The following is a 14,557-nucleotide window of genomic DNA, read 5'->3' on the forward strand; positions in this document are numbered from 1 at the left end:
CTCCTGCCGACGGGCTCACCGTATCCACTGGCGGGCGCAAAATCCCGCGCGGAGTTCCGGCGGGTCCGCCTACGCTCGCCCGATGGACTTTCCACCCGAGCGAGTGCTGGCCGCCTTCGGCCTGTCTGGCGATGCGGATCTGCTGCCCGGTGGGCAGGGCGAGACCTGGCGGGCAGGCGATGTGGTGCTGAAGCCGGTCGGACTCGCGGCTGAGGCGGAGTGGCGTGCCGAAGTGCTCGCAGGACTGCCCGAGGGTCCGGGATTCCGCGTGGCTCGCCCGGTGCGGACGATCGACGGGTGGTGGATCGCCGACGGTTGGGAAGCGTCCGCGTTGCTCGAGGGTGCGACCGACACCGGGCGGCCGGACGACGTGCTGACGGCGGGCGCCGCGTTCCATGAGGCGGTCGCCGGCTTGCCCCGGCCTGCCTTCCTGGACGAGCGGGACGATCCGTGGACGTACGCCGACCAGGTGGCCTGGGACGAGCGGCCGGTCGAGGGAAGTACGGCGTACCGCGAGGTCGTCGAGCGTCTCGTCCGGGCCCGCGGACCGGTGGACCCGACCGCCGCTCAGGCCGTGCACGGGGACCTGCTGGGCAACGTGATGTTCGCGCCCGGCCTGCCGCCCGCGATCATCGACTGGGCGGTGTACTGGCGTCCGCCGGCCTGGGCCGCCGCGGTCGCGGTGGTCGACGCCCTCTGCTGGTACGACGCCAAGCCGGAGCTGGTCACGCGCTGGTCGCACCTCCCGGACTGGGACCAGATGCTCGTTCGCGCGCTGATCTACCGGATCACCACCGACGAGGCCGCGGCAGGTGAGTCCGTCTGGACACCTCGGCACCGGGCCGCCTACGAGCCGGTGGTCGACCTCGTGACGAGCGGTGGCGGGCTGCGCCGATAGCATCCGCGCATCGAGGCGAGTGCCGGAGGCTCTTCGACAGAGCGGCCGGCACTCGCCTTGACTTGGAGCATCAGGGGTTGGGACTGGGGGGCTCACTGCGCTTTCGGGACCGGCCGTCCGCCGAAAGTGAGGAGCATTCGTGAGGCTGTTCAGACCCGGGGCGGTAGCACTCGGGCTTGCCGTCGCCCTGGTCGCGGGGCTGGTCGCGGTCGTGACGACCGGTCGCCCGGCCGTCGCCGGAGAGACCAAGACCGTGTCGTACCGCGGGTACGAGGTGAAGGTGCCGGCGAGCTGGCCGATCGTGGACCTGGCCGCGAGCCCGACCACCTGCGTCCGGCTCGACCGCCCGTCCGTCTACCTCGGCCGCAGTACCGCCCAGGCCGACTGCCCGGCACACCTGGTCGGCCGCAGTGAAGGCCTGGTGCTCGAGCCGCTGACCGCGGCCGAGCCGTCCACGCCCGGACTGCAGCGCCGCGTCGTCCAGGAGGCCGGCGTGCTCGCGACGGCGTACTACGCACCCGGTGGCGAGCAGGCCGCGAACGACGTACTCGCCACCGGCCGGGTCGTCACCAGGTCCAAGTCCGCGCGGGCCGTGCAACCGGCCGCGGTCACGCCGTCCGTGGTTGCCTCGGGCACCTTCAAGGGCAACGCGTTCGACACCTGCGCGGCGCCGGCGCAGGCCACGATGGATGCCTGGCTGCCGGCGTACAAGGCCGTCGGTATCTACATCAGCGGCGGCCTGCGCGCCTGTCAGCAGCCGAACCTGACGCCCGACTGGGTGACCACGAACGCGAGCAAGGGCTGGCAGTTCCTGCTGATCGACGTCGGCATGCAGGCTCCGTGCACGACGTACGCGAGCAAGATGTCGACGGTCCCGGCCACGGCGCTCGCTCAGGGCAAGGCCGCCGCGGCCAACGCGGTCGTCGCCGCGCAGGCCCTCGGCTTCGCCCAGCGGAGCGCGATCTACAGCGACATCGAGGCGTACACGTCCACCGCGGCTTGCAAGGCATCGGTGCTTTCGTACCTGAGCGGCTGGACCCAGGAGCTCAACGCCCGCGGGTACGTCGGTGGTGCGTACGTCGCCGCCGGGTCCGGCGGAGTCGACCTCGCGAGCGCCTACACGAGTACGGCGTACACGCGGCCGGACAACCTCTGGTTCGCGCACTGGGGTGCGTCGCCGGTGGGTACGAGCGGCTTCGTTCCGGCGACGTACTGGACCAACCACCAGCGGGTGCATCAGTACGCCGGCAACACCAGTGAGACCAACGGCGGCGTGACGGTCACCATCGACAAGAACTGGGTCGACCTGACCGCGCCGCCGCCACCGGTCAGCGCCTTCAGCGTCACCGGCTCGGCAGGCTCGGCGGTCCTGCGGTGGACCAAGCCGGCCGGCGTCACGCTGGGGCAGATCCTGATCCGCGGCGCCTCCGGCAACACCGCGCCCGCCCTGCCGACGGCCGGGGTGGCGGTCTACAACGGGGCCTCGAGTTCGTACACCGTCACCGGGCTGCCGAACTCCGCGAGCTACGCCTACCGGGCCTTCGTCAAGGACAGCTCCGGGAAGATCGGGCCCGGGATCGGCGCCCGGCTGATCGGCACGCGAGCGTCGATCACGGCCACCGCGACGACGATCATGTACTCCCGGACGAGCACCCTGAGCACGATCGTCTCCCGGATCAACGACGGCGGCCGGGTGGCCGGCGTACCGGTGGTGCTGTACTCGAAGGCGAAGACCGCGACCAAGTGGTCCGTGGCCGGGCAGTTCACCACGGACGCGAACGGTCTGGTCAGTACGGCGCAGACGCCGGGCGTCTCGACGTACTACATGTGGGGCTACAACGGGTCCCTCGGGCTGCTCGGCACCCGGAGCGCCGCCGTACTCGTCCAGGTGCAGCCGGCGATGTCGGCGTACCTGGTCCCGGGCGCGATGGCGCTGGGCAAGTCGGCGGCGCTGTACGGGTACCTGAATCCGCCGCACGCGGGGATGACCGTGTACCTGCAGCGGCGGTCGGGGACGACGTGGGTGGCCGTGACGACGGGGAAGCTGGCGACGAACGGAAAGTTCGCCTTCAGCCTCAAGCCGACGGCGCGCGGTACCTACACCTACCGGGTCGTGTGGCTGGCGGACGCCGATCACCAGGGCACGCAGACCGCGTCGAAGGTGCTCACCGTGAGTTGACCATTCCGTTCGACGATCGTGATGATCGCAAACAATCGCTTTTCGCGATGCTCGGATCCCACCTAACGTCTCCGGTATGGAAAGGATCTACTCGGTCAACGGGATCGAGCTGTGCGCCGAGACCTTCGGCGATCCGGCCGACGCCGCGGTGCTGCTGATCCACGGCGGTTCGGCGTCCATGCTCTGGTGGCCGGAGAGCCTGTGCGCCCGGTTGGCGTCCCGCGGGCGGTACGTGATCCGGTACGACCAACGCGACACCGGCCGGTCGACGACGTACCCGGTCGGGCAGCCCGGGTACTCGATGCGCGACCTGGCCGCGGACGCGGTCGGTCTTCTCGATGCCCTGGGCATCGACCGGGCGCACGTCGTCGGCCAGTCGATGTCCGGCGGGATCGCGCTGACACTCGGCGTCGATCATCCGGCGAGGGTGGCGTCGGTGACGTTCGTGTCGACCACGACGGACGACGACGACCTGCCACCGCCGTCGGCGGACATGCCTCGGTTCGACCGGCCCGACATCACGGACCGGGAGGCGCTGGCGGAGTACGTCGTCCGGATGACCGCGGCCGAGATGGGCCCGCTGTTCGACGAGGACGCCACCCGGGACCTCGTACGGCGGGACATCGCGCGGGCCCGTGACTTCGAGGCGTCGTTGACGAATCACTACGCCATGGATTTCGACGGACCGGTGCACGGCGGGTTCGGTGACCTGTCGATGCCGGTGCTCGTGATTCACGGGGAGCTGGATCCGCTGTTGCCGCCGGCGCACGGGGAGGCGGTCCACCGGGCGGTATCTGGTTCGTCGTACGTCGTCCTGCCGGGTGCTGGGCACGGCCTTCCGGAAGCGTGCTGGGACGCGTTCGTGGACGCCGTCGTACAGCACAGCGCTGAGGAGGTGTGACTGGTCGGGGAGCCGGGTACCCGGCGGTGGACCTCGAGAGGAGTGAGACCGACATGGCGAACAGCAAGAAGATCGCGTTCCTGGTCGCGAGCGAAGGGATCGAGCGGGTCGAGCTGACCGACCCCTGGCAGGCGGTGTCCGACGCTGGGTACCAGCCGGTGCTGCTCAGCCCGGAGACCGGCGAGGTGCAGACCTTCGACCACCTGACCGCGGCGGACAAGAAGCCCGTCGACCAGGCCGTCGCGGACGCGGCGGTGGACGACTTCGCGGCGCTCGTGCTGCCCGGCGGGGTGGCGAACCCGGACGCGCTCCGGCAGGACGAGAAGGCGGTCGCCTTCGTGAAGTCCTTCATCGAGTCCGGCAAGCCGGTGGCGGCGATCTGCCACGCGCCGTGGACGCTGGTCGAGGCCGACGTCGTCCGCGGCAAGCGGCTGACCTCCTGGCCGAGCCTGCAGACGGATCTGCGCAACGCCGGCGCCGAGTGGGTCGACGAGACGGTCGTCACCGACGGCAACCTGATCACCAGCCGCAAACCGGACGACCTGCCCGCCTTCACCAAGACCCTGCTCGAAGCCGTCGGCTGACCCCCCAGCCTGGACCCGTCCGCGTGAACCGGCCCGTCTGACCCGTCCCCGGTTGTCCGTGTGATGGCGCCGTACCGGCTGTCACACAGTGTCACCGGGGACCCACGTCTGTTGCCCGGCGGGCGACGGGTGTCTAATCGGAGAAAGTGTGGAACTCCGGACGCGGAGTGGGGGCAACAGGTATGGCGAGTGTCAGCGAACGCACCGAGATCACCGAACGCGCCGTCCCACCGATCGCCGCCGGGACGGCGAGGCGGCCGCTGGGGCAGGTGATCGGCCGGCTGCTGTCGACCACCGACCACAAGATCATCGGCCAGCTCTACCTCGTCACGTCGTTCGCGTTCTTCCTCGTCGGCGGTGTGATGGCGCTCGTCATCCGCGCCGAGCTGGCCGAGCCGGGCCTGCAGGTCGTCAACGAAGAGGTGTACAACCAGCTCTTCACCATGCACGGCACGATCATGCTGCTGCTGTTCGCGACCCCGTTGTTCGTCGGGTTCGCGAATGTGGTGATGCCGGTTCAGATCGGTGCGCCCGACGTCGCGTTCCCGCGACTCAACATGTTCAGCTACTGGCTGTTCCTGTTCGGCGGACTGATCACGATTAGCGCGTTCCTGACCCCCGGCGGCGCGGCCGACTTCGGCTGGACGGCGTACACGCCGCTCTCGTCGGCCGAGCGGTCGCCGGGTGTCGGCGGCGACCTGTGGATCATGGGTCTGTGGATGGCCGGTCTCGGCACGATCCTCGGTGGCGTCAACTTCATCACCACGATCATCACCATGCGCGCGCCCGGGATGACGATGTTCCGGATGCCGATCTTCACCTGGAACACGCTGGTGACGTCGATCCTGGTGCTGATCGCGTTCCCGATCCTCGCCGCGGCGCTGCTGATGCTGGAGGCCGACCGGATCCTCGGGTCCCAGGTGTACACGGCCGCGAACGGCGGTGCGCTGCTCTGGCAGCACCTGTTCTGGTTCTTCGGGCATCCCGAGGTCTACATCATCGCCCTGCCGTTCTTCGGCATCATCACCGAAGTCCTGCCGGTCTTCAGCCGCAAACCGGTCTTCGGGTACTGGGGTCTCGTCGGCGCGACCCTGAGCATCGCGGCGCTGTCGATCGCGGTCTGGGCGCACCACATGTTCGTCACCGGAGCGGTCAGCCTGCCGTTCTTCTCGTTCATGACGTTCCTGATCGCGGTGCCGACCGGGGTGAAGTTCTTCAACTGGATCGGCACGATCTGGGGCGGGTCGGTGTCGATGGACACGCCCATGCTCTGGTCGGTCGGCTTCCTGGTGACCTTCCTGTTCGGCGGGTTGACCGGCGTGATCCTGGCGTCGCCGGCGCTGGACTACCAGATCTCGGACACGTACTTCGTGGTCGCACACTTCCACTACGTCGTCTTCGGGACCGTGGTGTTCGCGATGTTCGCCGGGTTCTATTTCTGGTGGCCGAAGATGACGGGCCGGATGCTGGACGAGCGGTTGGGCAAGCTGCACTTCTGGCTGCTGTTCATCGGCTTCCACACCACGTTCCTGGTGCAGCACTGGCTCGGCGTCGAGGGCATGCCGCGTCGCTACGCGACGTACGGCGCCAACGAGGGCTTCACGTTCCTGCACCAGGTCTCGTCGGTCGGCGCGTTCGTCCTGGGGCTGTCCACGCTGCCGTTCCTTTACAACGTCTGGAAGACGCGCAAGGCGCCGCTGGTCGGCGTGGACGATCCGTGGGGTTGGGGACGGTCGCTGGAATGGGCGACCAGTTGCCCGCCGCCGCGGCACAACTTCACCAGCCTACCCCGCATCCGTTCTGAGAGCCCGGCCTTCGACCACCACCATCCCGACGTGGCGCTCGCGGAGTACCCCGACACGAGGGCACCGGAGGACAGCCTCCTGGATGCCGGCGAGGACCAAGGCCGCGTCGACCATCTCAAGTCCCAGTCCTCGAGCCCCGACGACGAAACCCCCGACCCGCCACCCAAGAACTGAGCCCTCAGCCGGAGAGGCGGGTCAGGAGCGTGGTCAGGTGGTCGTGGGCCGCCTGGGGTGGCGGACCGGTCGTGGCCAGGAGGTTGAGGGCCTGGGTGTAGGTGTCGACGTCGTCGCGCTTGTCGAGGTAGAGGGCGCTGGTGAGGTGCTCCAGGTAGACGATGTCGGGCAGGTCGCGCTGCGGGAAGCGAAGAATGGTGAAGGCGCCCCCGGCTGCCGCGTGCCCAGGGCTGTCCACCGGGATGATCTGCAGGGTGATGTTGGGTCGCTCGACCGCCGACCGAAGAGCGTCCAGTTGATCGCGCAGCACGTCGCGTCCGCCGATCGGGCGAAGCAGCACGGACTCCTCGATCACAGCCCACAGCTTGAGCGGCGGCTCACGGTCGAGCACCTGCTGGCGCCGCGTCCGCAGGTCGACGAGCCGCTCGACCTCCGCCTCGGAGCGGGCGTTCTCCGGCGTCAGCCGCGCGACCGCCCGGGCGTAGTCGGCGGTCTGCAGCAGACCGGGCACGAACTGGATCTCGTACGTCCGGATCAGCTCGGCCGCCGCCTCCAGACCGATGTACGCGTCGAACCAGTCCGGCGTGACGTCGCCGTACCGATGCCACCAGCCGCGGTTGTTGGCCTCCCGGGCCAGCTCCAGCAGCCGCTCCCGCTCGCGCGCCTCGGTCACGCCGTACAGACTGAGCAGATCCTCGACGTCGCGGACCTTGAACCCGACCCGGCCGAGCTCGAGCCGGCTGATCTTCGACTCCGACGCCCGGATCGCCCACCCGGCGTCCGACCGGCTCACCCCCGCTCGCTCACGCAGCCGCCGCAGATGACTGCCGAGCATCATCCGCAGCGCTGTCGGCCCAACCTCACCGTGCCCCGCCATGGAGCCACTCTACAGTACTATCGAACATATGTTCTAGGCGGTCCGACACTCCGCCAGATCGAGCCAATGCTCGACATCGGCGGGCGTGAAGTGCCGGATCGCCCAGTCGACCATCCGTAGGCTCATGTGTGCCCACAGCGGCCGGAGTACGTCGTCCGGGAAGGTGTCGAGGACGTCGTCCAACCGTTCGACGACGGTGGTGTCGATGGGGGAGTCGCCGTGGACGCCGAAGCGGAGCGTGACCAGGTCGAGCCGGCGGTCACCGCGCCCGGCGCCGTCCCAGTCGATGACGCCGGTGATCCTCCCGTCGACCGCGAGCAGGTTGCGCGGGTGGAAGTCGACGTGCACCGCGTCGTCGCCGGACAACGGTCCCGGGTACTGCGTCCCGACCGCGGTGATCCGGTCGTCGAGGCGCGCCGTACGGCGATCATGTGCGCGCAGCGGCCCGTGGAGACAGAAGCCTGGGCCATCGCCTTGCAGGAACAGTTCGAGCGGCGGGATATCCGGGCGCTCGGCCAGCAGACCTGCCTGGAGGTCGTTCAACGCCAGCGCCTGGTCCAGGCCGTGCGGGTCGAGCTGCAGGATCGGGGCCCCGGGCAACAGTTCCTGCAGGGTGGCGACCGCGGAGCCGAGCTGCACCGCCAGTTGAGTTTCGGGGACCGGCGCCCCCGCGGCGCGGACCGCCTCGGAGACCGCGATCGGGCCCGCGAGCAGATCCTCGAGGCGCGTTCCCGGGCGCCACTTCAGCACCGACCGACGACCGTCGGGCCACCGAACGAACGCGGCGCCGACCTCCCCGCCGGCGCACGGCCCCTCGACCACCAGTCGTACGCCGGCCACCTCGGCCAACTCATCCGCGACCCGGCCCGCATCCAGCCGCTCCACCCGACCCCATGGCGAACTCATCCGCACCCCGTCAACTAGGCAACCGCAAACCCCGCAGTCTCCCCGCAGAGTCCGCCCCCTGTCGACCAGATTCCACCACCCACCCATCCGCCGAGCGAATCACACACGCCCGCGTGGGTCCTCAGCTCACCCCGCGCGCGTCATCAGGCTCGCACCCCGCTGATTGAGGGGGTCACGCCGCGTGCGTCCTCGGTCCCACGCCGCGTGCGTCCTCGGTCCCGTGCCGCGTGCGTTCCCGGTCCCGTGCCGCGTGCGTTCCCGGTCCCGTGCCGCGTGCGTTCCCGGTCCCGTGCCGCGTGCGTTCCCGGTCCCGTGCCGCGTGCGTTCCCGGGCCCGTGCCGCGTGCGTTCCCGGGCCCGCGCCTGCTTGGGGTGCCGGGCTCGCGCGTGGTGACGTCAGTCGCGGAGGTACTCGGCTCGCCAGCGGTGGATGGTGGGGTCGGTGGGGCTGGGGGACTGGATGACCTGGATCAGGCGGAGGTCCGGGGTGGCGAAGGACTCGATCGCCGCACGGGTGAGCGGCCACGGCGGACCCTCGATCGCGTCGTCGGCCTGGTCGTCCGGCCGGGCTGCCGCGATCACGACGAGCGTGCCGCCAGGCCCGACCTGTTCGCCGACCTGCTTGATCGCGGCCGGCTGGAGCTCGATCGGCAGCGCTTGGACGGTGTAGATCTCGACGACGAGGTCGAACGCGCGATGCCAGTCGGCCGGCGGCGCGAGCAGGTCGGCGGTGACGTACTTCGCTTGAGAGTCGGGATGATTGCGGCGCGCGGCCTCGACCGCCGAGGGGGAGATGTCGAAGGCGGTCGTGTCGTACCCGAGGTCGGCGATCAGCTCGGCGTCCCAGCCGGTGCCGGCACCGACGATCAGCGCGGACTTGCCGGACCCGTCCGGCTGCGACTCCTCGGCCCACTCCGTCAGCAGCGGGTGCGCCGCACCACGATCCCACGGAACCACCGCGGCCCCGTCGGAAGCGGCCGAGTAGAGGCGCTCGAACCAGCCGGTCGGATCGTGCTGTCCGAGGGACTCGCTCGCGATCCGCCGCGCCACGACGTCCGGATCCTCGGCCGGCTCAGCCATCGGCAACCCCTTCGTGAATGGCTCGCACGGTCTGCACGGTATCAACCTGGTCGGGCGACTTGTCCTCGCGATAACGCAGGACGCGCGCGAACCGCAACGCCATCCCGGCCGGATACCGCGGGGAGGTCTGGACACCGTCGAACGCGATCTCCACGACGATCTCCGGACGGAGGTAGACGGCGTACTCGTCCCGGCGTACCTCCAGCTCCTGGAACCGCTCGGTCTGCCACCGCAGCAGCTCGTCCGTCAGCCCCTTGAACGTCTTCCCGAGCATCACGAACTCACCGGTGTCCGAGTCGCGGGCACCGAGATGCAGGTTCGACAGCCAGCCGGTCCGCCGGCCGTGCCCCCACTCGGCCGCCAGCACGAGCAGGTCGAGCGTGTGCGTCTGCTTGACCTTGACCCAGCCCGACCCGCGCCGGCCGGCTTCGTACGGCACGGTCAACGACTTCACCATCACGCCCTCGTGCCCGCGTCTCACCGCGTCGGCGAAGAACGCCTGTCCCGACTCCGCGTCGTCGGTCACCAGTCGCGGGATCCGCTGCTCCTCGGGGATCAGCTTGCTCAACCACTCGTGCCGCGTTGCGCCGTCGAGCCCGAGCAGGTCCTCACCGTCCTGATGGAGGATGTCGAAGAAGTACGGCGTCAGCGGCACGGACTCCGGCCCGGTCGCCGCCCGGGTCGCCGTCCGCGAACCCGTTACCTGAAAGGGCTCCGGCCGACCGTCGGGACGCAACGCGATCAGCTCGCCATCGAGCACCACCTGCTGCGCGTCGAGCGCGAGCACGGCAGTCACGACCTCAGGGACGCGCGAGGTGATGTCGTCGAGCGTCCGGGTGTAGACCACGACCTCGGACCCGTCCCGGTGCACCTGGATGCGGATCCCGTCCAGCTTCCACTCGAGCGCGGCCGGCGTCCCCGTCTTGCCGAGCGCTTCGGCCACGCTGGTCGCGGACTGCGCGAGCATCGGCTGCACGCCTTGGCCGACCTTCAGCCCGAACTGCGCCAGCCCGGACTCGCCCTCGGTCAGTACGGCGACCGCGACCGGAGCCGCCGCGCCCCGCAGCATGGTCGCCGCCCGGATCTTCTCCAAAGGAATCCCGGTCGCGCGGGCGACCGCGTCAGCCATCACCCCGTCGAGCGCGCCCTGCCGCAGCTCACCGCTCACCAGCAACCGCAGGAACCGCTGCTCCGCCTCGGTCGCCCGGCCGAACAACGCGTCGACCGCCTCCCGCCGGCGCGCCTGCGACCCCGGACCAGCCAGCTCGGCCAGCTCGGCGAACGCGCGATCGACCTCCGCGACGGTCAAGGAGGGCGATTCGGCCGGCTCCGGCGCGGTCGTCAGGGTCCGCCAGCCGACCCCGGTCCGGCGCTGGCGCAGCTCGCCGGACAGGTAGGTGACCACGACCTCGGTCTCCTCCGGATCCGTGGCGGTGGCGAGCAGGGCGGCGATCAGTTCGGCCTTCTTCAGGCGCGACCGGGTGCCGGCCAGCCCGGTCGACGTCTCGACCACCTCGGAGAGCAACATGCCCCCAGTCTCACCCATCGCACCGACAGTTTCGGGCAGCGCAACTTTCGCGTCCGGCCGTGCATCGAACAAGGCAACCGAGCCTGATCCGGAGGACGATCACCGCACGAACCGGGGGGACCTCATGCGACGCACCCTAGCCACGACAGCCGGTCTCGCACTGACAGCTGCCCTCATCACCCCAACCGCTCACGCGGCCCCCGCCAAGCCCGCCACTCACGCCGGCCAGGCCAGTCACGCCGCTCCAGCCGCTCCCACGGCGATCGCCGCGGCCTCCGCGACCTGCTGGGTCGAAGCCGGCGCCGCGACGACCGGTCGCGACTACACCGACCGGTTCGTGCACTCGACGTCGCCGATCACGGTCGAGCCGGACCACCAGATCGCCGAGCAGCCGTACGGCGACCTGGTCGTCCGCCTCAACAGCGACATGGTGTGGGACCGCGACACCGCCATCGAGACCCTGACCGGCAGCGTCGTGTTCGGCGCGGCCCTGTACGACTCCCGGATCCGGATCGACCGCGTCTCGGGCAACGGAGCGATCAAAGAGACCACGCTGACCCGGATCGGCGGCGGCTGGGACCGGTTCCGCACGCTGACCCGGTCGAACGTGACGGCCGGCGACCCGGGGTTCGACCGCAGCTACGCACTCCGTGACGACGGCGTGCTCTTCCGCTGGTTCGTCCAGCCCGTGAACGGCCGGACGGTCTGGAAGGCCGCCGGTTCGCATCCGGGGTTCGCCGCGGTCAAGGCCGTCGCGCTGCTCAGCCGGACGTCGACGTACGACACCCTGCTGGTGAACACCCGCGGCGGCGCGCTCTACACCGTCCGCATCCCGCTCGCGTCGCCGATGCGGCCGATCGTAAAGCCGGTGCGCACCCGGACCTGGCAGGGCTTCGAGAGCCTGAACGTGAACCGCTGCGGCCAGTACGGCTCGCTCCTGCTCGGCATCGACAAGGACACCAAGGCCGGTTATCTGTACGCCGTCGGTCACGCGAACGGGACCGCGACGGTGATCAACAGCCTCGGCAAGGTCCCGGCGACGTTCGCCGAGCCGGTCGACTTCCGCTGGTCCAGCTACTACGACGCCCCGCCGTTCGGGGAATGAGTCTTCCCCCGGCTCCCTGACCCTTCAGGGTGGGTCAGGGAGCCGGCGGGAGGTCGTCGAGGAACGCGGCCGCCGGAGCGAAGAACAGCGTGCCGGTGACCGCGGTGGAGAAGTCGAGGATGCGGTCGTGGTTGCGCTCGGGCTCACCGACGAACATCCGCCGCAGCATCAGCTCGGTGACCGCGGGGGACTTCGCGTACCCGATGAAGTAGGTGCCGAACTCCTGGGTGCCGATCGTCCCGAACGGCATGTTGTCGCGCAGGATCTTCAGCTCGTTGCCGTCCTCGTCCTCGATCACGTTCAGCGCGAGGTGCGAGTTGGCCGGCTTCACGTCGTCGTCGAGCTCGATGTCGTCGAGCTTGGTCCGGCCGATCGCCTGCTCCTGCTGCTCGACGGTCAGCGCGTTCCACGCCTTCAAGTCGTGCAGGTACTTCTGCACGATCACGTAGCTGCCGCCCGCGAACGCCGGGTCCTCGGTGCCGACGAGTACGGCGTCCTCGGCCTCGGCACCGGCCGGGTTCTCGGTCCCGTCGACGAAGCCGAGCAGGTCGCGCATCTCGAAGTACTTGAAGCCGTGGACCTCGTCGATCACCGTGGCCGCGCCGTCGAGCACCTTCATGATCTGGCCGGCCAACTCGAAGCACTGGTCCAGGTGGGCGGCGCGGATGTGGAACAGCAGGTCGCCGGGCGTGGAGACCGCGTGGTGGGTGGCGCCGTGGAGCTCGACGAAGGGGTGCAGCTCGGCCGGCCGCGGGCCGCTGAACAATCGGTCCCACGCGTCGGAGCCGATGCTGGTGACGCAGGACAGGTTCCCGGCGGGCACCCGGAACCCGACCGAGCGGGTCAGACCGCTGACGCGCTCCAGCAGGTCGCGGGCCGTCTGCTCGCCGCCGGGCTCGATCCGGACGACCAGGAAGATCGCGGATCCGGTGAGCGGCATCAGCACCGACTGCGGCAGTGCTCGCGTCGACGCGGTCGGTCCGGGAGTCGGATCTGTCACCACTGCGCTCTCCTCCGAGTGCTTCTTGTCCCGATCTTCTAGAGTCCAGTCATGGACCCGCAGCACGGCGAACCACGCCCCGAGGATTCGCCCCGCCCAGGCACCCAGCCACCCCCTGGCAGCCCACCGCCACCTGGAGGTACGCCGCCACCCTGGAGCGCGCCGCAAGCCGGTCCGACCCCTCAGCCCGGCCCATATTCCCAGCCCGGTCCCTACCTGCCACCAGCACCCCACCCCCAACAAGGCCCGTACCAGCAGCCGCCCCACCCGCAACAAGGTCCCTACCAGCAGCCGCCCCACCCGCAACAAGGTCCCTACCAGCAGCCGCCCCACCCGCAACAAGGTCCGTATCAGCAGCCGCCGTACCCGCAGCCGGGCTTCTACCCACCGCCGGGGCAGTACCCGCCTGCGCAGTATCCGCAGGGGCAGTATCCGCCTGGCCAGCCGCCGTTCTGGTCGCCGGAGCAGCCGCCGCCGTGGGGTGCGCCGCAGCCGTTCTACCGCGAGCCCAGCATCGTCGCCGCGCCACCCGGTACGCCGTACCACAGGCTCGCGCGCACCCCGAAGCACCGCTGGTGGCGCCCGATCGTCGGCACGCTGTTCCTCGCGGCCGGTGCGTTCTTCCTGATCGGCGCGCTCGTCGTCGGCTGGGTGATCGTGCACGGCCTGGTCACCGGCGACGTCTCCGAGCCGACCGACACCGAGTTCTTCCCGAACGACGTCGAGAATCTCGCGCTCACGCTCGTCATGCTCGGTGTGCTGACGCCGCTCGTGCTCCTCGCGGCCTGGCTCGTGCAGCGCCGCCCGTGGTTCAGCGTGGCCTCTGTGCTCAACCGCATCCGCTGGCGCTGGCTACTGCTGACCTGCGTCCCGGCGTTCGGTTACCTCGTGCTCTCGTACGCCCTCGGGCTGCTGGTCGAGCAGATCTTCCCGACTACCGACCCGGTGCCTGCCGACGAGGGCTCGTGGGTCGGTCTCGGCGCGTTCGTCGTACCGGCGCTGGTCATCATCCTCCTGGTGCCGTTCCAGTCGGCGGCGGAGGAGTTCGTGTTCCGCGGGTGGTTGATCCAGGCGGTCGGCGCCTACGGACCTGACCGCGTGGACGGCCGCGCGCGGTGGCTCAAGTTGCTCCTGCGGACGCCGTGGCCCGGCATCGTGATCAGCAGCGCGGCCTTCGTCTCGGCGCACGGCTACACCGGCTGGGCGATGGCGGACATCTTCGTGTTCGCGATGATCGTCGGCTGGCTGACCATTCGCACCGGCGGCCTGGAGGCCGCCATCACGGTGCACGCGCTGAACAACCTGTTCGCCTTCTTGTTGCCTGCGGCAATGGGTACGCTCGACGGGTGGGACGAACAGGGTGGCGCGCCGTGGACCCTGCTGGTCGTGGACGTGCCGTGTCTTGCGATCTACGCGACTGCCGTCGTCTGGCTCTCCAAGCGCCAACGCATTGCCCGCGTGAGCTGACTGGCAGCGGGCCGGCCCGAAAACCGGGGGAGAAGTGTCGGTGCGGTCTGGCAG

At 69.9% G+C, this 14,557-nt stretch carries 12 protein-coding genes; 7 read left to right on the forward strand and 5 right to left on the reverse strand.

Annotation, left to right across the window (positions count from 1 at the left end):
* Positions 1–82: 82 nt before the first annotated feature.
* From ACQPYZ_RS17340 to ctaD, 5 genes are all read left to right on the forward strand, one after another.
* Entirely contained in the window at positions 83–898 is an 816-nt protein-coding gene (locus ACQPYZ_RS17340) for a TIGR02569 family protein (RefSeq protein ID WP_433169390.1), read from the forward strand.
* 139 nt (positions 899–1,037) lie between these two features.
* Positions 1,038–3,077, forward strand: a complete 2,040-nt coding sequence (locus ACQPYZ_RS17345; RefSeq protein ID WP_433169392.1) for a glycoside hydrolase domain-containing protein — start codon at positions 1,038–1,040, stop codon at positions 3,075–3,077.
* 76 nt (positions 3,078–3,153) lie between these two features.
* Complete coding sequence (locus ACQPYZ_RS17350; protein ID WP_433169394.1) at positions 3,154–3,978, forward strand: alpha/beta fold hydrolase; 825 nt, start codon at positions 3,154–3,156, stop codon at positions 3,976–3,978.
* 53 nt (positions 3,979–4,031) lie between these two features.
* Positions 4,032–4,562 carry a type 1 glutamine amidotransferase domain-containing protein gene (locus ACQPYZ_RS17355; RefSeq protein ID WP_433169396.1) on the forward strand — a complete coding sequence of 177 codons (531 nt, stop codon included), beginning with the start codon at positions 4,032–4,034 and terminating at the stop codon, positions 4,560–4,562.
* A gap of 182 nt (positions 4,563–4,744) precedes the next feature.
* On the forward strand, positions 4,745–6,541 hold the full coding sequence (gene ctaD, locus ACQPYZ_RS17360) for an aa3-type cytochrome oxidase subunit I (RefSeq protein ID WP_433169398.1): 1,797 nt from the start codon (positions 4,745–4,747) through the stop codon (positions 6,539–6,541).
* A gap of 4 nt (positions 6,542–6,545) precedes the next feature.
* On the opposite strand, the gene ACQPYZ_RS17365 is transcribed toward ctaD, so the two are convergent.
* The 4 genes from ACQPYZ_RS17365 to ACQPYZ_RS17380 all read right to left on the reverse strand — a co-directional run bounded on the left by ACQPYZ_RS17365 (position 6,546) and on the right by ACQPYZ_RS17380 (position 10,931).
* Positions 6,546–7,418, reverse strand: a complete 873-nt coding sequence (locus tag ACQPYZ_RS17365) for a helix-turn-helix domain-containing protein (protein ID WP_433169400.1) — start codon at positions 7,416–7,418, stop codon at positions 6,546–6,548.
* Positions 7,419–7,451: 33 nt separating this feature from the next.
* Positions 7,452–8,324, reverse strand: coding sequence for a phosphotransferase (locus ACQPYZ_RS17370; protein WP_433169402.1), 873 nt, complete (start codon positions 8,322–8,324; stop codon positions 7,452–7,454).
* Positions 8,325–8,719: 395 nt separating this feature from the next.
* On the reverse strand, positions 8,720–9,403 hold the full coding sequence (locus ACQPYZ_RS17375) for a class I SAM-dependent methyltransferase (protein ID WP_433169404.1): 684 nt from the start codon (positions 9,401–9,403) through the stop codon (positions 8,720–8,722).
* Positions 9,396–10,931 carry an ATP-dependent DNA ligase gene (locus tag ACQPYZ_RS17380; RefSeq protein WP_433169406.1) on the reverse strand — a complete coding sequence of 512 codons (1,536 nt, stop codon included), beginning with the start codon at positions 10,929–10,931 and terminating at the stop codon, positions 9,396–9,398. The genes ACQPYZ_RS17375 and ACQPYZ_RS17380 overlap by 8 nt, the downstream gene beginning before the upstream one ends.
* 124 nt (positions 10,932–11,055) lie before the next feature.
* On the opposite strand from ACQPYZ_RS17380, the gene ACQPYZ_RS17385 reads away from it, so the two are divergent.
* Positions 11,056–12,036: a hypothetical protein gene (locus ACQPYZ_RS17385; protein WP_433169408.1), complete on the forward strand. Its 981-nt coding sequence runs from the start codon at positions 11,056–11,058 to the stop codon at positions 12,034–12,036.
* 34 nt (positions 12,037–12,070) lie between these two features.
* Here ACQPYZ_RS17385 and ACQPYZ_RS17390 read toward each other — a convergent pair whose 3' ends face one another.
* Positions 12,071–13,036 (reverse strand): Dyp-type peroxidase, encoded by a 966-nt coding sequence (locus tag ACQPYZ_RS17390; RefSeq protein WP_433169410.1) that lies wholly within the window; start codon positions 13,034–13,036, stop codon positions 12,071–12,073.
* 51 nt (positions 13,037–13,087) lie between these two features.
* Here ACQPYZ_RS17390 and ACQPYZ_RS17395 point away from each other — a divergent pair, with 51 nt between their 5' ends.
* Entirely contained in the window at positions 13,088–14,503 is a 1,416-nt protein-coding gene (locus tag ACQPYZ_RS17395; RefSeq protein WP_433169412.1) for a CPBP family glutamic-type intramembrane protease, read from the forward strand.
* Positions 14,504–14,557: the final 54 nt, after the last annotated feature.

The organism is Kribbella sp. CA-247076, assembly GCF_050942445.1.
In the GTDB taxonomy this organism is placed as follows: Bacteria; Actinomycetota; Actinomycetes; order Propionibacteriales; family Kribbellaceae; genus Kribbella.

What these genes read in the sequence shown, in the direction of transcription:
- ACQPYZ_RS17365 (WP_433169400.1), bottom strand. Translation starts at nt 7,418, where the DNA reads ATGGCGGGGCACGGTGAGGTTGGGCCGACAGCGCTGCGGATGATGCTC.
- ACQPYZ_RS17380 (WP_433169406.1), bottom strand. Translation starts at nt 10,931, where the DNA reads ATGTTGCTCTCCGAGGTGGTCGAGACGTCGACCGGGCTGGCCGGCACC.
- ACQPYZ_RS17355 (WP_433169396.1), top strand. Translation starts at nt 4,032, where the DNA reads ATGGCGAACAGCAAGAAGATCGCGTTCCTGGTCGCGAGCGAAGGGATC.
- ACQPYZ_RS17350 (WP_433169394.1), top strand. Translation starts at nt 3,154, where the DNA reads ATGGAAAGGATCTACTCGGTCAACGGGATCGAGCTGTGCGCCGAGACC.
- ACQPYZ_RS17375 (WP_433169404.1), bottom strand. Translation starts at nt 9,403, where the DNA reads ATGGCTGAGCCGGCCGAGGATCCGGACGTCGTGGCGCGGCGGATCGCG.
- ACQPYZ_RS17370 (WP_433169402.1), bottom strand. Translation starts at nt 8,324, where the DNA reads ATGAGTTCGCCATGGGGTCGGGTGGAGCGGCTGGATGCGGGCCGGGTC.
- ACQPYZ_RS17340 (WP_433169390.1), top strand. Translation starts at nt 83, where the DNA reads ATGGACTTTCCACCCGAGCGAGTGCTGGCCGCCTTCGGCCTGTCTGGC.
- ACQPYZ_RS17395 (WP_433169412.1), top strand. Translation starts at nt 13,088, where the DNA reads ATGGACCCGCAGCACGGCGAACCACGCCCCGAGGATTCGCCCCGCCCA.
- ctaD (WP_433169398.1), top strand. Translation starts at nt 4,745, where the DNA reads ATGGCGAGTGTCAGCGAACGCACCGAGATCACCGAACGCGCCGTCCCA.
- ACQPYZ_RS17385 (WP_433169408.1), top strand. Translation starts at nt 11,056, where the DNA reads ATGCGACGCACCCTAGCCACGACAGCCGGTCTCGCACTGACAGCTGCC.